The sequence below is a fragment of the Citrobacter sp. Cf087 genome, from assembly GCF_030334285.1.
In the GTDB taxonomy this organism is placed as follows: Bacteria; Pseudomonadota; Gammaproteobacteria; order Enterobacterales; family Enterobacteriaceae; genus Citrobacter; species Citrobacter freundii.
In genome coordinates this window covers 490978-512026 of the sequence record NZ_JAOWED010000022.1, presented here as the reverse complement: position 1 = coordinate 512026, position 21049 = coordinate 490978, and the positions used below count along the sequence as shown (strand labels likewise).

At 52.9% G+C, this 21049-nt stretch carries 20 protein-coding genes; 9 read left to right on the top strand and 11 right to left on the bottom strand.

Annotated elements, in window-relative coordinates; translation table 11 throughout:
• The first annotated feature begins 7 nt into the window (after positions 1–7).
• The 4 genes from OGV57_RS04545 to OGV57_RS04530 all read left to right on the top strand — a co-directional run bounded on the left by OGV57_RS04545 (position 8) and on the right by OGV57_RS04530 (position 4713).
• Complete coding sequence (locus OGV57_RS04545) at positions 8–1177, top strand: ABC transporter substrate-binding protein (RefSeq protein WP_032936111.1); 1170 nt, start codon at positions 8–10, stop codon at positions 1175–1177.
• On the top strand, positions 1150–2685 hold the full coding sequence (locus OGV57_RS04540; RefSeq protein ID WP_054528303.1) for an ABC transporter permease family protein: 1536 nt from the start codon (positions 1150–1152) through the stop codon (positions 2683–2685). Before OGV57_RS04545 ends, OGV57_RS04540 begins: the two co-directional genes overlap by 28 nt.
• A complete protein-coding gene (locus tag OGV57_RS04535; RefSeq protein ID WP_054528302.1) occupies positions 2685–3317 on the top strand; it encodes an ATP-binding cassette domain-containing protein in 633 nt (210 codons plus the stop codon). The genes OGV57_RS04540 and OGV57_RS04535 overlap by 1 nt, the downstream gene beginning before the upstream one ends.
• A gap of 88 nt (positions 3318–3405) precedes the next feature.
• The gene (locus OGV57_RS04530) at positions 3406–4713 is read left to right on the top strand and encodes a sulfurtransferase (RefSeq protein WP_054528301.1); all 1308 of its coding nucleotides are present in this window, start codon (positions 3406–3408) and stop codon (positions 4711–4713) included.
• Positions 4714–4813: 100 nt separating this feature from the next.
• Here OGV57_RS04530 and OGV57_RS04525 read toward each other — a convergent pair whose 3' ends face one another.
• Together OGV57_RS04525 and OGV57_RS04520 are read right to left on the bottom strand one after the other, a co-directional pair.
• The gene (locus tag OGV57_RS04525; RefSeq protein WP_003030659.1) at positions 4814–5437 is read right to left on the bottom strand and encodes a CDP-alcohol phosphatidyltransferase family protein; all 624 of its coding nucleotides are present in this window, start codon (positions 5435–5437) and stop codon (positions 4814–4816) included.
• Positions 5430–5999 carry a carboxymuconolactone decarboxylase family protein gene (locus OGV57_RS04520; RefSeq protein WP_044712181.1) on the bottom strand — a complete coding sequence of 190 codons (570 nt, stop codon included), beginning with the start codon at positions 5997–5999 and terminating at the stop codon, positions 5430–5432. The genes OGV57_RS04525 and OGV57_RS04520 overlap by 8 nt, the downstream gene beginning before the upstream one ends.
• Positions 6000–6078: 79 nt before the next feature.
• On the opposite strand from OGV57_RS04520, the gene OGV57_RS04515 reads away from it, so the two are divergent.
• Positions 6079–6492: a pyrimidine (deoxy)nucleoside triphosphate diphosphatase gene (locus OGV57_RS04515; protein ID WP_016150110.1), complete on the top strand. Its 414-nt coding sequence runs from the start codon at positions 6079–6081 to the stop codon at positions 6490–6492.
• Here OGV57_RS04515 and OGV57_RS04510 read toward each other — a convergent pair.
• A complete protein-coding gene (locus OGV57_RS04510) occupies positions 6452–6727 on the bottom strand; it encodes a YnjH family protein (RefSeq protein WP_016150109.1) in 276 nt (91 codons plus the stop codon). The two genes, OGV57_RS04515 and OGV57_RS04510, sit on opposite strands and share 41 nt — an antisense overlap.
• 237 nt (positions 6728–6964) lie before the next feature.
• Between OGV57_RS04510 and gdhA the strand changes: the two genes are divergently transcribed.
• Positions 6965–8308 carry an NADP-specific glutamate dehydrogenase gene (gdhA, locus tag OGV57_RS04505; protein ID WP_003832501.1) on the top strand — a complete coding sequence of 448 codons (1344 nt, stop codon included), beginning with the start codon at positions 6965–6967 and terminating at the stop codon, positions 8306–8308.
• Positions 8309–8397: 89 nt separating this feature from the next.
• Here the strand turns inward: gdhA and OGV57_RS04500 are convergent, their stop codons facing one another.
• The 3 genes from OGV57_RS04500 to OGV57_RS04490 all read right to left on the bottom strand — a co-directional run bounded on the left by OGV57_RS04500 (position 8398) and on the right by OGV57_RS04490 (position 12060).
• A complete protein-coding gene (locus tag OGV57_RS04500; protein WP_003030667.1) occupies positions 8398–10344 on the bottom strand; it encodes a DNA topoisomerase III in 1947 nt (648 codons plus the stop codon).
• A 4-nt stretch (positions 10345–10348) separates the two neighbouring features.
• Entirely contained in the window at positions 10349–11392 is a 1044-nt protein-coding gene (gene selD / locus OGV57_RS04495; RefSeq protein ID WP_003840882.1) for a selenide, water dikinase SelD, read from the bottom strand.
• Between the two features lie 116 nt (positions 11393–11508).
• Positions 11509–12060 (bottom strand): NAD(P)H nitroreductase, encoded by a 552-nt coding sequence (locus OGV57_RS04490; protein WP_003030670.1) that lies wholly within the window; start codon positions 12058–12060, stop codon positions 11509–11511.
• 175 nt (positions 12061–12235) lie between these two features.
• On the opposite strand from OGV57_RS04490, the gene sppA reads away from it, so the two are divergent.
• The 3 genes from sppA to pncA are packed head-to-tail and all read left to right on the top strand — an operon-like array spanning position 12236 to position 15817.
• The gene (gene sppA, locus OGV57_RS04485) at positions 12236–14092 is read left to right on the top strand and encodes a signal peptide peptidase SppA (protein ID WP_054528300.1); all 1857 of its coding nucleotides are present in this window, start codon (positions 12236–12238) and stop codon (positions 14090–14092) included.
• 55 nt (positions 14093–14147) lie between these two features.
• Positions 14148–15164: an asparaginase gene (gene ansA / locus OGV57_RS04480; RefSeq protein WP_003030673.1), complete on the top strand. Its 1017-nt coding sequence runs from the start codon at positions 14148–14150 to the stop codon at positions 15162–15164.
• Between the two features lie 14 nt (positions 15165–15178).
• Positions 15179–15817, top strand: coding sequence for a bifunctional nicotinamidase/pyrazinamidase (gene pncA, locus OGV57_RS04475; RefSeq protein WP_003840880.1), 639 nt, complete (start codon positions 15179–15181; stop codon positions 15815–15817).
• 37 nt (positions 15818–15854) lie between these two features.
• On the opposite strand, the gene OGV57_RS04470 is transcribed toward pncA, so the two are convergent.
• The 5 genes from OGV57_RS04470 to OGV57_RS04450 all read right to left on the bottom strand — a co-directional run bounded on the left by OGV57_RS04470 (position 15855) and on the right by OGV57_RS04450 (position 21030).
• The gene (locus OGV57_RS04470; protein ID WP_003840879.1) at positions 15855–17213 is read right to left on the bottom strand and encodes an MFS transporter; all 1359 of its coding nucleotides are present in this window, start codon (positions 17211–17213) and stop codon (positions 15855–15857) included.
• 140 nt (positions 17214–17353) lie between these two features.
• Positions 17354–18112 carry a DeoR/GlpR family DNA-binding transcription regulator gene (locus OGV57_RS04465; RefSeq protein WP_003030679.1) on the bottom strand — a complete coding sequence of 253 codons (759 nt, stop codon included), beginning with the start codon at positions 18110–18112 and terminating at the stop codon, positions 17354–17356.
• A 136-nt stretch (positions 18113–18248) separates the two neighbouring features.
• Positions 18249–19232, bottom strand: a complete 984-nt coding sequence (gene ydjG, locus OGV57_RS04460; protein ID WP_044700027.1) for an NADH-dependent methylglyoxal reductase — start codon at positions 19230–19232, stop codon at positions 18249–18251.
• Between the two features lie 9 nt (positions 19233–19241).
• Positions 19242–20189, bottom strand: coding sequence for a carbohydrate kinase family protein (locus OGV57_RS04455; protein WP_003840877.1), 948 nt, complete (start codon positions 20187–20189; stop codon positions 19242–19244).
• 4 nt (positions 20190–20193) lie between these two features.
• Complete coding sequence (locus OGV57_RS04450; RefSeq protein WP_003840876.1) at positions 20194–21030, bottom strand: ketose-bisphosphate aldolase; 837 nt, start codon at positions 21028–21030, stop codon at positions 20194–20196.
• Positions 21031–21049 lie beyond the last annotated feature (19 nt).

The window sequence follows — 21049 nt, the reverse complement described above, 5'->3', positions numbered from 1 at the left end:
AGATACTATGCGTTACTGCTTATTGTGCCTGAGTTTAATGCTCTGTCCGCTGGCGACGTTTGCCCAGGACGACGGCTGGCAACAAATCAAAAATGATGCCCGCGGTCAGACGGTGTGGTTCAACGCCTGGGGTGGCGACAATGCAGTTAACCAGTATCTCGATTGGGTTAGCGGCGAGATGAAAACGCACTATGCAATTAACCTGAAAATCGTACGTCTCGCAGATGCCGCCGACGCGGTAAAACGTATCCAGACAGAAGCAGCATCCGGGCGAAAAACCGGGGGTTCTGTCGATTTATTGTGGGTTAACGGCGAAAACTTCCGCACCCTGAAAGAAGCCGGGCTTCTGCAAACTCAGTGGGCGCAAACGCTGCCTAACTGGCGCTATGTTGATACCCAGAAACCGGTGACCGAAGATTTCTCCGTTCCAACGGAGGGGGCTGAATCACCGTGGGGCGGTGCCCAACTCACCTTTATTGCCCGGCGCGATCTCACCGCACAGCCGCCGCAATCTCCGCAGGCACTGCTTGAATTTGCGCAGGCGCACCCTGGCACGGTGACCTATCCGCGCCCGCCAGACTTTACCGGCACGGCGTTTCTGGAGCAGTTGTTAATTTCGCTCACCACCAAACCACAAGCATTGAAAGTTGCGCCAGATGCAGCGACATTCGCCGACGTTACCGCGCCATTGTGGCATTATCTTGATACCTTGCACCCTGTACTTTGGCGTGAAGGCAAAGATTTTCCGCCCACGCCAGCACGAATGGATGTACTGCTCAATAGCGGCACCCTGCGTTTGTCATTGACCTTTAACCCAGCCCACGCGCAGCAAAAAGTAGCCAGCGGCGAATTGCCTAAAAGCAGCTACAGTTTTGGTTTCTCACAGGGCATGCTCGGCAACGTGCACTTTGTTGCCATTCCGGCGAATGCCCGCGCCAGTGCCGCAGCAAAAGTCGTGGCAAACTTCCTGCTTTCGCCCGAAGCACAACTACGTAAAGCCGACTCAACTGTCTGGGGAGATCCTTCGGTGCTTGATCCACAAAAATTACCTGTCGAACAGCGTGATGCGCTGCTGGCACGGATCCCACAAGGACTCCCTGCCGTTCTGCCGGAACCGCATGCTGCCTGGGTAAACGCTCTGGAACAAGAATGGCTACGCCGCTACGGTACGCATTAATTTTGCTACTCTGGGCCATCATGGCGACAGTTTATCTGCCGTTGGTGCCAGCGGCTTTCTCTCTGATAACGCCAGCCCTTAGCCTACCCCATTGGCAGGCTCTCTTTGCCGACCCTCAACTTCCGCAGGCGTTACTGGCGACGCTTGTTTCCACAGGACTGGCTGCCGGCGGCGCACTAATCATCGCGCTGCTGGCGATCCTCGCTTTATGGCCCGGTGCAGGCTGGGCGCGACTAAGCACCCGTCTTCCGTGGCTGCTGGCGATCCCGCATGTTGCCTTCGCCACCAGCGTGCTGTTGGTTTTTGCCGAAGGCGGTAAAATCTGGCAATGGCTTCCGTTCCTCAGCCCACAGCCAGACCGTTACGGCATTGGGCTTGGCGTGACGCTGGCGGTAAAAGAGAGCGCTTTTTTGTTATGGATCCTCTCGGCTCTACTGAGTGAAAAACAACTTTCGCAGCAGGTTATCGTGCTGGATTCGCTGGGTTACAGCCGACTGCAATGCCTGAACTGGCTGGTACTGCCCGCTATCGGCCCGGCATTAGGCAAAGCTATGCTGGCGATTGTTGCCTGGTCACTCTCCGTTGTGGATGTGGCAATCGTCCTCGGCCCCGGAAATCCGCCAACACTGGCCGTATTGAGCTGGCAATGGCTCAGTCAGGGCGATGTCGAACAGCAGGCGAAAGGCGCACTCGCCAGCCTGTTGCTGGTGCTGTTACTCCTCATTATCGCGCTGGTGAGTTATCTGTTGTGGCGCGCCTGGCGACGTACTATCCCGGCAGTAAATGGTGAACGCCTGCATTTTTCACCTATAACAATCGCACGCCCGCTGGTACAGATCTTGCCCGTCAGCGGTGTGGTATGCGCGCTTGTACTGGCGCTTATCGCCAGCTATTCCTCACTAAACCACGAGGCGCTCAGCAATAGCCTGCAGCTAGGGCTCCTTTCCAGCGTGTTAACGCTACTGATACTTTTTGTCTGGCTGGAATGGGGTCCACAAACCGGGCACCGCTGGGTCTGGCTACCGCTCATTTTGCCTGCGCTACCACTGGTAACCGGACAATATCTGCTGGCGTTATATGCCGGACAGGATGGACTGATGACGACCATTATCTGGGGCCACCTGCTGTGGGTGATGCCCTGGATGCTATTTGTGCTTAAACCGGCCTGGCAGCGCATTGACTCGCGATTAATTTTGATTGCACAAACGCTGGGCTGGTCGCAGGGGCGGATATTCTGGCTGGTGAAATGCCCGCTGCTGGTGCGCCCGGCATTGATTGCCTTCGCGGTTGGCTTCTCGGTCAGTATCGCCCAGTATATGCCGACGCTGTGGCTAGGTGCCGGACGCTATTCCACTCTGACCACCGAAGCGGTGGCATTAAGCAGCGGCGGTAGCAGCGAGATTCTGGCAACACAAGCGTTGTGGCAGCTTCTTCTACCACTGCTCGTTTTCGCACTCGCAGCCTTTCTCGCCGCGTGGGTTGGCCGCTTTCGACAAGGACTCCGCTAATGCTCATTGTGCAAAACGTTTCGTTGTACCAGGGGGCGACTGCGCTGCTGAAGAACGTTACCTTTGAGGTTGATAAAAGTGACATTGTCACGATCATGGGTTCTTCCGGCAGCGGAAAGTCTTCGTTGTTTTCGTGGATGGTCGGGGCGTTGTCGCCTCAGTTTCAGGCATCAGGCGAGCTGTGGCTCAACGAACGACGCGTTGACGCGCTACCTACGGCGCAGCGCCAGATTGGCATTCTGTTCCAGGATGCGTTGTTGTTTGACCATTTCAGCGTTGGGCAGAATTTACTGCTGGCCCTACCTGCCAGCCTGCAGGGTTCCGCCAGACGACATGCGGTGGAAAGTGCTCTCGCACGCGCTGACCTGGCCGGTTTTTATTCTCGCGATCCGGCGTCGCTCTCCGGCGGACAACGCTCGCGTGTCGCCCTGCTCCGCGCGCTACTGGCTCAGCCCCAGGCACTGTTACTTGATGAACCCTTTAGTCGGCTGGATGCGTCGCTACGCGACACCTTTCGCCAATGGGTCTTCACCGAGGTGCGTAAGCTAGGGATCCCGGTGGTTCAGGTGACCCATGACGCGCAGGACGTTCCGCCTGCAGGCCGCGTACTTCAGATGGAAAACTGGGCGTGAATGTGGCGATATGCTGCGTTAACGCAAGGTTTTTACGTAACCGGCGGCACAGAATGTCGTCCTCTTTTTTTCAACGTCGGGCTATTCGATGAAACGTGTTTCTCAAATGACCGCGCTGGCACTGGCTTTAGGGCTCGCTTGCGCTTCTTCCTGGGCAGCTGAAACAGCTCAGACGCTCACCCTCGACCAGTTACAGCAAAAGCAAGGCGCGGCGATCGATACCCGTCAGAGCGCTTTTTACAACGGCTGGCCGCAGTCGCTTAATGGTCCTTCAGGACACGAACCTTCCGCACTGAACCTGTCTGCCGCCTGGCTCGACAAGATGAATGATGAACAACTCAGCGCCTGGATTCAGTCACATCAGTTGAAAACTGATGCGCCAGTAGCGCTGTATGGTAGCGATAACGACATACAGGCTGTCAAAGCCCGCCTGCAAAAAGTTGGCTTTAACCATATCTCCACCCTCAGCGATGCGCTTACGGACCCAGCCCGCCTGCAACGTCTGCCGCACTTCGAACAGCTGGTGTACCCGCAGTGGCTGCACGACCTGCAGCAGGGTAAAAACGTAACCGCTAAACCGGCGGGTGACTGGAAAGTGATTGAGGCCGCCTGGGGCGCGCCGAAGTTGTATCTGCTCAGCCACATCCCTGGTGCGGGCTACATTGATACCAACGAAGTTGAAAGCGAACCGCTGTGGAATAAAGTTTCCGACGCGCAGCTCAAAGCGATGCTGGCGAAACACGGTATCCGCCACGACACCACGGTGATTTTATACGGTCGCGATGTCTATGCCGCTGCTCGCGTGGCGCAAATTATGCTGTACGCAGGCGTGAAAGATGTTCGTCTGCTCGACGGCGGTTGGCAAACCTGGTCCGACTCAGGTTTACCGGTCGAACGCGGAACTCCGCCAACGGTGAAACCAGAACCTGATTTCGGCGTGAAAATCCCTGCCCAGCCGCAGCTGATGCTCGATATGGAACAGGCTCGCGGTCTGCTGCATCGCCAGGATGCGTCTTTGGTGAGCATTCGTTCATGGCCAGAATTTGTCGGTACCACCAGTGGCTATAGCTACATTAAGCCAAAAGGTGAGATTGCAGGTGCACGTTGGGGCCACGCTGGCAGCGACTCCACGCATATGGAAGATTTTCATAACCCGGATGGCACCATGCGCAGCGCGGATGACATCGCCGCCATGTGGAAGCAATGGAATATCCTGCCGAATCAACAGGTCTCTTTCTATTGCGGTACCGGCTGGCGCGCTTCAGAAACGTTTATGTATGCCCGCGCGATGGGCTGGAAAAACGTCTCCGTCTACGACGGCGGCTGGTATGAGTGGAGCAGCAATCCAAAAAATCCGGTTGCCAGCGGTGAACGGGGCCCGGACGCCAGTAAGTAAGATTGTCATTATTGCCGGATGCGGCGAGAACGCTTTACTCTGCCTGGATATACCATCGTTGTAGGCCGGATAAGCGAAGCGCATCCGGCAACGCAATATCTTACTCCTGACGCTGGACCGCTTTCAGTGTCAGGTATCCGCTCCAGATCCGGGTAAATGTCGTCATCCAGCACAGCGCGCCAAAGACCCACGCCATCACGGCAAAATATTCCGGGAACAGACAACCCAACACAAATAGCAAAATCGTCTCAGTACCTTCGGTCAGTCCCCCCAGATAATAAAACGATTTATGCGCGTAGCCCGGGTTATCAATTTGATGTTTCGCCGCCAGCGCGGCAAAGGCCAGAAAGCTGCTGCCGGTTCCCATAAAGGCGAACAGCAGCCAGCCGCCAGCCAGCGAGTTAGCCGCCGGATCGGCGAGCATAAAACCGAATGGCACTAAGGCGTAAAACAGAAAATCGAGCGTGATATCAAGAAATCCGCCTGCGTCGGTTAGCCCTCTGCGCCGCGCCAGAGCCCCATCCAGCCCATCAAAAAGCCGATTGAGCACAATGACCGCCAGCGCTGCCAGATACCAGCCTAACGCCAGAAATGGCAAGGCCAACACGCCAATGGCAAAACCGACCAGCGTAAGCCCGTCCGGGGTAATCGCCGGTTTATCAATAATGCTTACGCAGCGATGCAAAAGGGGTTTTAATCGCGGATGAATATGACGATCAAGCATGCGGGCGTCCTTTAAAGCTGTCGCACAGCCCCTGGGAAGGAATATCGAGAGCAGCATTAAAACGCGCCGAGAGATTTTGAAACGCAATCAGCGCGGTCATTTCCGTAATGACATCATCGGTAAAATGCTGCTTCATCTGCGCTTTCAGCGCATCATCAACCTGTGGAGGCGTTGCGGTCACCGCATCGGCATAGGCCAGCGCTACTCGCTCTTCTGCGCTAAATAGCGCCGATTCTTGCCAGTTGGCAACCTGTAAGACTTTATCCAGCGCGCCACAGCGTTCAGCCAGCCGTAGACTGTTGGCATCAACGCAGAAAGCGCAGTGGCACACCTGAGAAACGCGGGTCATCAACAGCGCGCGCATCACCGGCGTTAAACGCGCCTTTTTACGCTCCAGAAACCCGACAAACAGCGCCACCAGCCAGAACAGAAACGGCATCCGCCCCCACCAGCGCGTGGGATGCAGCACATCGCCATAATGTTTTTTCTGCGTAGCAACGAGCGGTTTTAGACTGGAAGGGATACGCGTTAACGGCTTTACCCACGACTGAGGTTCGTTCAACGGTGGCTCCTGAATACTTTAGATAAAACAAAGATAACGATAGTATGTCATTTTCTGCTGTTAGATCTTGATGAATATAATGAAAACCCTTGATGTGGTCGCCGCTATCATTGAACGTGATGGCAAAATTTTACTGGCTCAGCGTCCGCTACAGGCGGATCAGTCAGGCATGTGGGAGTTTGCCGGCGGTAAGGTTGAACCGGGCGAAAGTCAACCCGAGGCGCTGTTCCGTGAACTGCGTGAAGAGTTGGGCATTGAAGCAGTCGTGGGGCGCTACATTGCCAGTCATCAGCGCGAGGTTTCGGGCAGACTGATCCACTTACATGCCTGGCATGTACCGTCATATCAGGGGGAACTGAAGGCGTATGAACATCAGGATATCGTCTGGTGTTCACCCGAAGAGGCGCTGCGTTATCCGCTGGCGCCTGCCGATATCCCACTACTGGAAGCGTTTATTCTTTTACGCGACGCCAGACCAGCGGATTTGTGCTGATCGTTTTCTCATCGCGTTGGCACTGAAGCAAGACGCCGTCAGCTTTAATCACTGCCCCTTCTGAATAGTTTTGATCCTGATAAATACAGCACTGGCTACAGGGCTGCGCCCGCTGACCGCTGGAACTGAACACTTCCGGCGGTACGTTAACCTGCACATCCGGGCGATAAGGCTGATTTGCCAGCGTCGCGCCGGACACCAGGGCCAACACGCCTGCCACGATTAAACGGCGCATATTCTTTCCTTTTTAACTGACAATTATGCTCAGTATAACGGTATAAATCGGCAGAAACTTTAGCCTCTTCGATCATCGTTTTTGGTTATGACCCACGACACAATATTAATTTACTTAGCGGGGTTAATTTTTTCTTGCGTCGCGTCACAGTGCTGATGGTATAGTCAAAAACTGCACAACACTTAACACAAAAATCAAAAATATAACCATATCAATACATAAGAGGTTCTTATATCTATGGATCAGACATGTTCTCTGGAGTCATTCCTTAACCATGTGCAAAAGCGCGACCCGAATCAAACCGAGTTCGCGCAAGCCGTTCGTGAGGTAATGACCACGCTGTGGCCTTTCCTTGAGCAAAACCCGCGTTATCGCCAGATGTCATTGCTGGAACGTCTGGTTGAACCGGAGCGCGTGATCCAGTTCCGCGTAGTCTGGCTGGACGACCGCAATCAGGTGCAGGTCAACCGCGCATGGCGCGTGCAGTTTAGCTCTGCCATTGGCCCATACAAAGGCGGTATGCGTTTCCACCCTTCCGTGAACCTGTCGATCCTGAAATTCCTTGGCTTCGAGCAGACGTTTAAGAATGCCCTCACCACGCTACCAATGGGCGGGGGTAAAGGCGGGAGCGATTTCGATCCAAAAGGGAAAAGCGAAGGCGAAATCATGCGTTTCTGCCAGGCGCTGATGACCGAACTGTTCCGCCATTTAGGTCCCGATACCGACGTTCCGGCGGGCGATATCGGTGTGGGCGGCCGTGAAGTCGGCTTTATGGCCGGGATGATGAAAAAACTCTCCAACAACAGCGCCTGCGTCTTTACCGGTAAAGGTCTCTCTTTCGGCGGCAGCCTGATTCGCCCGGAAGCCACCGGCTACGGTCTGGTGTATTTCACCGAAGCGATGCTCAAACGCCATGGTCTGGGCTTTGAAGGCATGCGCGTAGCGGTTTCTGGCTCCGGTAACGTGGCGCAATTCGCCATTGAGAAAGCCATGGAGTTTGGCGCGCGGGTGGTTACCGCCTCCGATTCCAGCGGTACCGTAGTTGACGAAAGTGGATTTACCAAAGAAAAACTGGCGCGGCTGTGCGCAATCAAAGACAGCCGCGACGGTCGCGTAGCAGATTATGCCCGTGAGTTTGGCCTGACCTATCTGGAAGGCAAACAGCCGTGGTCGGTTCCGGTCGATATCGCCCTGCCGTGTGCCACGCAGAACGAGCTGGATGTCGATGCAGCACGCGTATTGATCGCCAACGGCGTGAAAGCTGTCGCCGAAGGGGCAAACATGCCGACCACTATCGAGGCCACCGATCTGTTCCTCGAGGCAGGTGTACTGTTCGCACCGGGTAAAGCCGCTAACGCCGGTGGTGTAGCGACATCCGGTCTGGAAATGGCGCAAAACGCCGCTCGTCTGGGCTGGAAAGCGGAGAAAGTGGATGCGCGCCTGCACCACATCATGCTGGATATTCACCATGCCTGCGTTGAATACGGCGGCGAAAGCAAGCAGACCAACTACGTACGTGGCGCCAACATCGCAGGCTTCGTAAAGGTTGCCGACGCGATGTTGGGTCAGGGTGTGATTTAATATCTTCTCTGTAGACCCGTAGGCCGGATAAGGCACAGGTGCCGCATCCGGCAAAGCCTGATGGCGCTACGCTTATCAGGCCTACAAACTTACAGGCCCGCCTCTTCAGATGGCGGGCTTTTTTTCGCCGGACGTTTACGCGGCGCACTCTTTTTCTTATCGCCACCACTACCGCCAGGTGCAGCAATTCCACGAAAGCGTCGTACCGGTGTGCTGCGCGCCTGATCGATAAGCTGATACAGCGTCCCCACCAGCGGCTGCATGAAATCCTGATAGCGACATTGCTTTTCGCTGATTTGGGTCAGGATAGATTCCCAGTGCGCGGTCATGTCCGGACGCGTCGCCATTTCTGGCAACGAGTGGAACAGCGCTTTTCCCGCGTCGGTAGAATGGATATACCGTCCTTTTTTCACCAGGAACCCGCGCTTAAACAGCAGTTCGATAATTCCGGCGCGCGTCGCTTCTGTACCTAAACCATCCGTTGCACGCAGGATCTTTTTCAGATCTTTATCCTGCACGAATCGCGCAATCCCGGTCATCGCTGACAGCAGCGTGGCATCGGTAAAGTGACGTGGTGGTTGAGTCTGACGTTCAACCACTTCGCCTTTTTCGCACAGCAGTTCGTCATCTTTTGCCACCACCGGCAACGGCGTTCCGTCGTTGTCTTCGTCGCGCTCTTTGTTGCCAAGCAGCGTGCGCCATCCGGCTTCCGCCAGAAAGCGCGCTTTGGCGACAAACTTGCCTTTGGCGATGTCCAGCTCAATCACGCACTTTCTGAATACCGCATCCGCGCAAAACTGCATCAGATACTGACGGGCAATCAGGTTGTAGATTTTCGCTTCGTTGTCGTTCAGGTTAATGGATGAACTGCGCGCGGTAGGAATGATGGCATGGTGCGCATCCACTTTTTTGTCGTCCCAACAGCGATTTCGCGTATCGGGATTGACCGCCGGTTGCGGGAGCAGATCCGGTGCATGGACGCTAATCGCGTTCAGTACCGCATGACGTCCGGCAAAGTGCTCTTCCGGCAGATAACGGCTATCCGAACGCGGATAGGTAATCAACTTATGGGTTTCATACAACTTCTGGCAGATATCCAGAACGTTTTGCGCACTTAAACCGAAGCGCTTCGCCGCTTCAATCTGCAACGCCGACAGCGAGAACGGTAACGGCGCGGATTCTGATTCCCGTTTATCGTTATAGCTGGTGACTATCGCCGGTTGACCGTTAATTCGGTTCACCACGTGTTCAGCCAGCGTGCGATTCAGCAAGCGCCCTTCTTCATCCTGATACGGCTCACACGCTTCACTCGGCTGCCAGATAGCGGTAAACCGCTCATCGGCGGGCGTTACGATATGCGCTTTCACTTCGAAGAAGTCTTTGGCGACGAAGTTCTCAATCTCTTCATCACGACGCACAACCAGCCCGAGCACCGGCGTTTGTACGCGCCCGACCGAAAGTACGCCCTGATAGCCTGCGTTACGTCCGAGAATGGTGTAAGCGCGCGTCATATTGATACCGTACAACCAGTCCGCACGCGCTCGCGCCAGTGCCGACACGCACAGCGGAATAAACTCACTGTTGGCGCGCAGCCGCTCAATAGCCCGCTCAACGGCCTGCGGGTTGAGGTCGTTAATCAGGCAACGCTGCACCTTCTGGCGCTTTTCAGGCGCCAGTTGCAGGTAATCCAGCACTTCATCCACCAGCAGTTGCCCTTCACGATCGGGGTCACCGGCGTGAATAACTTCGCTGGCCTCATGCAAAAAGCGCTTAATGACGTTGAGCTGTTTGGTCACCGAGGGGCGCGGTTGCAGTTGCCACTTTTCCGGGACAATCGGCAGATCGACCAGACTCCAGCGAGCATAACGACTGTCGTAGGCATCCGGCTGCGCCTGTTCAAGCAGGTGACCAATACACCAGGTCACCACTTGTCCATTTCCGCATTCGATAAAACCATCGCCTTTGCGATGCGGCTTTGGCAACACATCGGCGATAGCACGCGCCAGACTTGGTTTTTCGGCAATAAACAACCGCATCGAGTTAACGAATCTCAACCATGGCGCGACCGCCACGAGCTTCCACTAACTCACCAATGGCGGTGAGATCGATACCGAACTGCGCCGCTGCCGCTTTCACTTCGGCTTCAGCTTCCGGCGTTACCGCCAGCAGTAGGCCACCGGAAGTTTGCGGATCGCACAACAGATCGCGTACCGATTGCGGCATTTCACCCATCAGGTGTCCGTAGCTGGCAAAGTTACGTTGGGTACCGCCGGGTACTGCACCCTGCGCGATGTATTCTTCAACGCCAGGCAGTTTAGGAATATCCTGGTAGATAATTTGCGCCTGAACGCCTGCGCCCTGACACATTTCGCTCAGATGCCCCAGCAGACCAAAACCGGTAACGTCGGTCATGGCTTTCACACCGTCGATATCGGCGAATGCCGCACCGGCAATGTTCATCCGACACATCACTTCTGTCGCCAGTCCTTTGTGTTCTTCCTTCAGTAGTGATTTTTTCTCTGCTGTCGTCAGAACGCCAATCCCCAGAGGCTTGGTCAGGAATAACTTACACCCTGCCTCTGCGGTGCTGTTTTTCTTCACGCGTTCGGTCGGCACAACGCCGGTTACCGCAAGGCCAAAGATAGGCTCTGGAGCATCGATAGAGTGGCCGCCCGCCAGCGCAATACCCGCCTGACGGCAGGCAAAACGTCCGCCTTCGGTGACTTCGCGGGCGATTTCCGGCGCCAGCTTATCCAGCGGCCAGCCCAGAATAGCAATTGCCATAATCGGTTTGCCGCCCATAGCGAATATATCGCTGATGGCGTTAGTCGCGGCGATGCGGCCAAAATCAAACGGATTATCGACAATCGGCATAAAGAAATCGGTGGTGCTGATAACGCTGGTGCCGTTTCCCAAATCGTATACGGCCGCGTCGTCGCGAGTTTCATTACCCACCAGTAAGTTCGGATCAACAAACTTCGCCTGCTCGCTGTGCAGGATGGTTTCCAGCACTTTTGGGGAAATTTTACAACCGCAACCGGCTCCGTGGCTGTATTGCGTTAAACGAATAGCTTGCTCGCTCATGGACATCTCCTGTCATTGCAATCCGGATATGGTAGCGCTCATTCCATGATGTGGTAAGAGTGACTGTCTGAATTCGAGTGTCTTTGCTCAGAATCCAGACAGTTTTGCCGTTGATATCAGAAATAACGGACGAATGCGCTCGGATCGGCAAGGTTGATCGTCGTGGATGCTTTTAGCTGCGGTGTGCCCAGATAGAGGAAACCGACGATTTTATCTTGCGGGCGACAGTCGAATGCTTCACGAACGACCGCACTTTCGGTTAATGCACCACTTCGCCAGATACCGCCAAAGCCCTGGGCAATTGCGGCCATCTGCATAGCCATCACCGCACAACCGGCAGACATTTCTTGTTCCCACAGAGGAACCTTGTCGTTTTCTTCACATTTCGCCACCACGGTAATAATCAGCGGTGCGCGAAACGGTGCGTTGCGCGCTTTTTCCTGAGCTTTCTCATCGCTACCTGCGGCAATCGCGCCTTTCTCAAGTACGGTGCTAAAGCGTTCACGCCCTTCGCCCTCAATGACATAGAATTGCCACGGTTGCAGCGTTTTATGGTCCGGTGCGCGCATTCCCGCCCGCAGAATGTTTTGCAGTTGCTCTCCCGCCGGGGCCGGCTCGACAAGACGAGAAGCGCTACGACGGGTGATAAGTAATTCGAGTGCATCCATTTGCTTAACTCCAACAATGAGATTTGTTCACAAAATTAACACGTGAGCGGATTTTGTTACAGCACAGGCGGTGATTCCTGCTGACAAGTGCCTGTCTGGTCATTACGATAGCCTCATCTTATCGCCTTTCTCCGGGATTTCGGGATGGCGTGTTGTTAATCGGTAGGGAGAATACATGCGAACCCTGTGGCGATTTATTGCCGGATTTTTTAAATGGACATGGCGATTACTTAATTTCGTCCGTGAATTTGTGCTTAACCTGTTCTTCATCTTCTTGGTGCTGGTGGGCGTGGGTATCTGGATGCAGGTCAGCAGCAGCAATACCAGTGAACACGCTGAGCGAGGCGCACTGCTGCTGGATATCTCGGGGGTGATTGTCGATAAGCCGTCGAGCACCAGTCGCTTAAGCGTTATTGGTCGTCAGCTGTTTGGTGCCAGTTCCGATCGCCTGCAGGAAAACTCCCTGTTCGATATCGTGAATACTATTCGCCAGGCAAAAGATGATCGCAACATCACCGGCATTGTGATGGATCTGAAAAATTTTGCCGGGGCCGACCAGCCTTCCATGCAGTATATCGGTAAAGCGCTGCGGGAATTCCGCGACAGCGGCAAACCGGTCTTTGCCGTAGGCGATAACTTCAGCCAGGGGCAGTACTACCTCGCCAGTTTCGCCAATAAAATTTATCTTTCTCCACAGGGTTCCGTTGATCTGCACGGCTTTGCCACCAACGGTTTGTACTACAAGTCCCTGCTCGACAAGCTGAAAGTTTCCACACACGTGTTCCGTGTCGGGACTTATAAGTCTGCCGTAGAACCGTTTATCCGTGATGATATGTCTCCTGCCGCGCGTGAAGCTGACAGCCGCTGGATCGGCGAGCTGTGGCAGAACTATCTCGACACGGTTGCTGCCAATCGCCAGATCCCTGCTCAGCAGGTGTTCCCTGGCGCACAGGCCATGCTGGACGGTTTGACAAAAGTCGGGGGTGATACCGCGAAATATGCGCTCGACAACAAACTGGTGGATGCACTGGCCTCCAGCGCTGAAGTCGAAAAAATGCTGACCAAACAGTTTGGCTGGAGCAAAGCGGATAAAAATTATCGCGCTGTCAGCTATTACGATTACTCACTGAAAACGCCAGCGGATACTGGAGACAGCATTGGCGTTATCTTCGCCAATGGCGCGATTATGGACGGTGAAGAAACCCCTGGGAATGTGGGCGGTGACACGACTGCCGCGCAGATCCGCGAAGCCCGTCTTGATCCGAAAGTAAAAGCAATTGTTCTGCGCGTGAACAGCCCTGGCGGCAGCGTCAGTGCCTCCGAAGTCATTCGTGCTGAGCTGGCTGCGGCAAAAGCGGCGGGTAAACCGGTTGTGGTGTCCATGGGCGGCATGGCGGCATCCGGTGGGTACTGGATCTCCACCCCAGCAAGCTACATTGTGGCGAACCCCAGCACGCTGACCGGTTCAATCGGCATCTTTGGCGTGATCAACACCGTGGAAAACAGTCTGGATTCCATTGGCGTACACACCGACGGCGTGGCGACATCCCCACTGGCGGATATCTCCATCACCAAAGCGTTACCACCAGAAGTGCAGCAAATGATGCAACTTAGCATCGAGAACGGCTATAAGCGCTTTATCACGCTGGTCGCAGATGCGCGTAAAACAACACCTGAGCAGATTGACAAAATCGCGCAGGGCCACGTCTGGACCGGACAGGATGCAAAAGCCAACGGTCTGGTAGACAGTCTGGGTGATTTTGATGACGCCGTGGCGAAAGCGGCTGAGCTGGCCAAACTGAAACAATGGCACATTGCGTATTATCAGGACGAACCGACATTCGTTGATATGGTGATGGACAGCATGTCAGGCTCCGTTCGTGCCATGCTGCCTGACGCCATTCAGGCTATGCTCCCACCACCGCTGGCCTCTGCGGCCAGTGCAGTAAAAGCCGAAAGCGATAAGCTGGCCGCATTCAACGATCCGCAAAACCGCTATGCGTTTTGCCTGACCTGCGCCAACGTTCGCTAACTATTGACCCCTCTTCGGGATGAAGAGGGGTTTTCTTTGAGACAGAAGAAAAGTCATGCAGAAAAAATCAATTTACGTTGCCTATACCGGCGGTACCATTGGTATGCAGCGCTCAGAACAGGGTTATATTCCCGTTTCCGGTCATCTGCAGCGCCAGCTGGCATTGATGCCTGAATTCCACCGTCCGGAGATGCCAGACTTCACCATCCACGAATACGCCCCGCTGATGGATTCCTCCGATATGACGCCGGAAGACTGGCAGCATATTGCGGAAGACATTAAAGCGCACTACGACGATTACGATGGTTTTGTCATTCTGCACGGCACTGACACCATGGCGTTTACGGCTTCGGCACTCTCTTTTATGCTGGAGAATCTGGGCAAGCCGGTCATTGTGACAGGGTCACAAATCCCATTAGCAGAACTACGTTCTGACGGACAAATCAATTTGCTGAATGCGTTGTACGTTGCAGCAAATTACCCGATCAATGAAGTTACCCTGTTTTTCAACAATCGATTGTTTCGCGGCAACCGGACCACTAAAGCGCATGCTGATGGTTTTGACGCGTTTGCCTCACCCAACCTTGCACCACTGCTGGAAGCCGGGATCCACATTCGTCGGCTGGGAACTCCGCCCGCACCTCACGGTACAGGTGAGTTGATTGTGCATCCTATCACTCCGCAACCGATTGGCGTGGTCACCATTTATCCTGGGATCTCCGCTGATGTAGTACGCAACTTCCTGCGCCAACCTGTAAAAGCATTAATTTTGCGCTCCTACGGCGTGGGGAATGCGCCGCAGAATAAAGAGTTCCTGAAAGAACTTGAAGATGCGAGTTCGCGTGGCATTGTGGTGGTGAACCTTACGCAGTGTATGTCCGGCAAGGTGAACATGGGGGGCTACGCGACAGGCAATGCGCTGGCGCATGCTGGCGTGATTGGCGGCGCGGATATGACCGTCGAAGCCACTCTCACCAAACTGCACTATTTGCTGAGTCAGGGACTGGATACGCAGACGATCCGTGAAGCGATGACGCAAAATCTGCGTGGTGAGCTCACGCCTGACGATTAAAGGAGTCTATGCCCATGGCCCGAGCCTTACTGTTGGTCGATTTACAAAATGACTTTTGTGCCGGTGGTGCCCTCGCGGTCCCACAAGGTGACAGCACAATCGATATTGCCAACCGTCTGATTGACTGGTGTGCCTTACGCGGCGACATGGTCGTTGCCAGTCTGGACTGGCACCCGGCTAATCACGGCAGTTTTGCCAGCCAGCATCAGGTCGAGCCCTACAGCCAGGGACAACTCGATGGACTGGCGCAGACATTCTGGCCCGATCATTGCGTACAAAACAGCGCAGGTGCAGCCCTGCATCCGCTGCTGAACCAGCGTGCGATAACTCAAACGTTCACTAAAGGTGAGAACCCGCTGGTCGACAGCTATAGTGCGTTTTTTGATAACGGTCGTCGTCAGGCTACCGCGCTGAATGCATGGCTACTCGAACGCCGCATTGCCGAGCTCATCATCATGGGTCTGGCAACCGACTATTGCGTTAAATTCACTGTACTGGATGCGCTCGATCTTGGCTACACCGTCAGCGTTATTACCGACGGCTGCCGTGGGGTTAATATTCAACCCCAGGACAGTGCAAACGCCTTTATAGAAATGGCGGCGGCGGGTGCAACGCTGTATACGTTGGACGACTGGCTGGAAACCCAACCGTAAGCGATGCCGACAGGGTCACTCCTGTCGGCGCGTTATCTCAGGCCAGCGCTGAAATCTCTTCCAGCGATACTTTGCGTGTTTCGATGCCAAAACAAAAAAGAATCAGCGCGCATAGAACCAACATTACTCCTAACACGATAAAGACCGTAACGGAGCCATAGCGGGTCAACAAAATAGCGACGCCATAGGGCGTAAACACAGCGACAATCCTTCCCACCGCATTAACAAAACCTGATCCTCTCAATCTTAGGTGCGTGGGCCATAGTTCTGGGACATAAACTGCAGAGGCAAAGCAGACATACATATACAGAAAAAAAATCATCACCAGCCCGTAGCTCAGAATGGCCCACTCTTCAGTTTGAAGTGAATAGAAATACCCGAGCAATGCGATAATAATCAACAAGAATGAGCCAAACAATCGCCGTGGAAAGCGATCGATAATTAACGCGGCAATAAATATCCCAACTGGCGCGCCAATCATAATTATCGCGGTCATAAATATGGATTTCGTTACATCGATTCCCGAATTAACAAATATAGTCGGGATCCATACCGTAATGGTGTAGAGCGAAATATTCATTGCGATAAGCACCGTGATCGCCACCAGTGTACAGCGCAACATTGGCCCCTTAAACAATAGCCAAAATGAACCACTTGCCGTGCTTAAATCCGCCGACGGGCATTCGTTCCGGCAGGATGGTAAAGTGATGTTTTTTTCTAGCTCAATTTGCGATTCAACCTGCATAAGATGTTTTTCAGCTTCGCTTCTCTTCCCTTTACCAGCCAGCCAACGTGGGGATTCAATATAGTATTTTCCTGACAGATACCAGGCCAACAGCATTGCCATGCCACCGAGCAGAAACATCACCCGCCAGCTTAAAAGTGCAATGATCACGACGCCAATTGCCGCAGATAGCATTGGTGCCCAGTTGCCGACAAATGACAGACGGGCAGACCATTTCCCACGTACCGCGGGTGGAATGAATTCTGTAAATGAGGCATAGCCCACCATAATTAGCGCCCCCATTCCAATCCCCATCAGACAGCGGAAGAAGATAAGCCAGTACATGTTGGGCACAAACGTTGCAGCGCAGGCTGAGGCCCCGACGATTAACAAATTGATACGGAACGCTTTGCGTCGACCGAGATAATCACCAATAAAGCCGCCGGCTAGTGAACCGATAAAGTAGCCGAACATCAGCGCTGAGGTAAACGCGGCATTTAGATAATTGTTTGACCAGCCAGTGTTGACTAATTTTGCTAATACCACATTCCCGGAATAGCTGAGAAAACCGGTTATTAACAAACTAAAACTAATAATACCGAAAATACGAAAATGAAATCGAGATAAAGGTAAGCGATCTAATCTTGCGCCGATAGGGTCACATTGTTCCATCTGGATGCCTCAAATTCAGCTAAATAGAAAGTATGGCGATCGCGGCAGAAGCAATTTTGCCGCGCCATCCATCATCATTAGATTCTTATGGCATTTCCCAGGTGCAAACTAAAATAATATCGACACAACCCTCGCTATAGTTAATAAACGAGTTGAATATTATTCTCTTTGCAAAATGCAATCCACTCTGCACCCGGTGCCTTATTGGTTATTAGGTAATTAATATGGCTAAAGTCCACTAGCTGAACGAAAGCTTTACGATCAAACTTTGAGTGATCAACTAACAATGCCACCTCAGTCGCCTGGCGGATCATGGTTTTTTTGATTTCCGCTTCCGCTTCATTAGAATCAAGCGCCCCACTCTGCATATCCAAACCTTTGCAGCTCATCACCATGATATCAACATGATAGCGGCTGATAATCTCCTTGGTGATTCTTCCCTGCAGCGACAGCGTATTCTTATTCAGCTCACCGCCAGTAGAGACCACGTTAATTTCTGACTGCGCCAGCTCATGAAATGCTTCAGCCGAATTGGTAAGCAACGTCAGATCGTTTCTTTCCTTCAACAGCTTTAATAATTCCATCGCGGTACTGCTGGAGTCGGCAGCCATTGTGGTCTTATTTTTAATAAACGGTAATGCATTACGTGCAATGATCTGCTTTTCTTCGAAGAAAGATTTTGCACGCTTATAAAAATGAATATTGTCGGACAACGCAGTGGTATTGAGCACTGCACCGCCATATGTTCGGGTCAAAAAACCTTCATCTTCCAGTTTTTCAAGATCGCGGCGAATCGTTTCCTCAGTCACCTGAAAGATTGAACTTAAATTAGATACCACCACTTTCTTATCGTTAGCCACCATTTGCTTAATGGCCTGAATCCTGTCTTTTGCCGCCACGATGATACCTCTGTTTCCTGCAAAGTAATAATAAGACCCTAGTATCTCACAGGCTATATTTATTTTCAAAAGAACATGTCTGAATCACAGATTTTAATACTCTTTTACACAGAAACAGAGGTCAATCCTATCTGAATTAATTTATATCCAACGCTTCCGCCATTCGCCTCATCAATAATGAATCATCATCTGTCAGGGGAATGGTTAACGCCTCGACATTCTCGCGAACCTGTTCAGGTGCGGTTGCGCCACTCAGTAAGGTGATCAAATCGCTTTGCTTTAAAATCCACGCCAGAGCTAGTGCGGGGATTGTGCAGCGGTATTTTTCACAAAGCGGCTGCCACTGCCCAAGCATATCAATCACCCGCAACATATTTTCCCGCTGAAACCAGACCTTGTTAGCCCGCGCGCCGCCAGGAACATAATCTCGGGCGATAGTACCGGTCAACAACCCCTGCTCAAGCGGTGAATATACCTGCACGATGATGCCATTCTGCTGACATAGCGGCAGCAGTTCAGCTTCCAGCGCCCGGTCAAGAATGCTGTACTTGGCCTGGATAATATCCAGCTCACCGTGTTTGAGATACTCCCTGATATGCCCGGCATTGACGTTTGCCGCACCAATCGAACGGATTTTCCCCTCTTTTTTCAGTGCGTTCAGCGTGTCTACGGTTTCCGAAATCGGCGTAAAACAGGGTTCGACCGACTGCCAGTGGGTCATATAGATATCAATACTGTCGATACCCAATCTTTGCAGGCTGGCATCAACCTCTTCGCGAATAGACTCAGGCGTGAGGTTTTTATACAGCTGGCGATCGCCCACTTTGTTAAACAGGCTGCCTGTTCGCTCCCAGACGATGCCGCATTTGGTTTCAACCACTACCTCGCTGCGCGGCAGCTTTTTCAGCGCCTGACCGACAATCACTTCACTGTTGCCAAAGTTGTAGCCTGGCGCGGTATCAATCAGATTGATACCGCAGCGATGCGCCTCAACAATGGTATCGATACAAATCTGCAGATCGAGATCGCCATTCCATGCCGGACCACCGCCAATAGCCCATGTGCCTAATCCCATGCGGGAAAGCGTAATATCCGTACTTCCTAAAGGAATCATTTTCATCTGCCGCTATTACCCTTCGTATTCGTCAAGAAGTTGTTCAACCAGCTTTCTGTTCTTCACACCCGTCGTGGCACCCACGCTCAGTACCGATATTGCCGCCGTTGCATTAGCAAACAGCGCGCAGTCGCGAAGCGGTTTGCCTTCTAGCAGCGCGGAGATAAATCCTGAAGCAAAGTTATCCCCCGCGCCGATGGTGTCGATGGCGGTAATTCCTGACACCGCCGGGACCTCCATTTTCATGTCAACACGCTTGATAAAACAGCCTCTCTTGCCGGTCTTAATCACGACGGTTTTCACGCCACAGTTCAGAAAACTGTCGGCAATCTCATCCAGCGTCTCTTTCCCAGTGAGCAGTTTTGCCTCTTCAAAATTGGGAAACAGATAATCCACGTAGCTCAGCGCTTCACGGATATCGTCCAGCGTTTCATTCAGTCGCGGTTTAATCATATCCGCGCAGATAATGAGCTTATGCGCTTTCGCCTGAGTGAAAATTGCCGTCAGTGCATCACCATCCAACAACGGGCTATTAAAAATACTCGCCAGCGACAGCAGCTTTGCTTGAGAGAAACGGTCAAAATCAACATCGTTTATATTCAGTTTCCATAAGCTGCCGTTACGGTTAGTCACAAAGGTGCGTTCACCATCAGCGGTGACTAAACCCACGTTAATGGAAGTATCAATATCAGCATCCTGCTTCAGGCTTTTAATATCAATATTCTCCCGACGGCAGTGGTCGACAATAAAATGCCCCGCAGCATCGTCACCTATCCGGCCTATTAACGCCGTGCGATGGCCGAGGCGAGAAATAATCGTCGCCTCATTAATAGCGTCACCTCCCGTGGTCATAGCTATTCGTTCTAATGGATAAGAGTCAACATCAAAGATATTTTTACTCACTGGTTGCAAGGGAATATCAACAATTGCCGCCCCTATACAAATAACCTCGATATTATCCATATTGTCATTCCGCTTTACCGTCTGAACCAAACAATTTGATTTTCTCCAGCGCGCGCGCTTTTACGGCTTTACGTACTTCACGTTCAACGTGCAGGAACGGCTGGTCCTGGTTCTCCTGCACCGCCACCATTGCGGCCTGGCACAGTTCGGTGTGAATATTGATTTTCGAAATGCCTAATGAAATGGCTTTTTTGATATCCGCGTCGCTAATGCCGGACGCGCCGTGCAGCACCAGCGGAACGGATACCGCCTGACGCACTCGTTTAACCACGTCAAAGTTCAGTTTCGGTTCGGAGGTGTAGACGCCGTGCTGGTTACCAATCGCTACCGCCAGCGAGTCACAGCCGGTACGCTCGACAAACTCAGCCGCCTGGCTTGGGTCAGTGTAGTGATAACCCGCCAGCGCCTCTTCGTAGACCGTTTCATTACCCACATGGCCCAGCTCTGCTTCGACCGGAATACCCAGCGGGTGGAAGAAATCGACCGCCTCTTTGGTCAGGCGAATATTCTCCTCGAAATCAAAAGCGGAAGCATCACGCATCAGTGAATTCATGCCGTGGGCCCATGCGTTATGGATTATCTCCATGCTGCGTCCGTGATCCCAGTGGGTAATAACCGGCACCGAGGCTTTTTTCGCCATAGAAACCATCATATGCGAAAAATCTTCAAACGAGGTATTACCCACAAAGCCGGTACCGAAGGAGATAATTACCGGCGATTTAGATTCTTCCGCCGCATCAATCACTCCCATTAGCATTTCCGCATTCCACACGTTAAAGTGGGCAATCGCATAATGTTTATTTTGAGCATCATTTTCCCAATATTTAATATCTGCCAGCATGGTTATTTCTCCCTTTTCA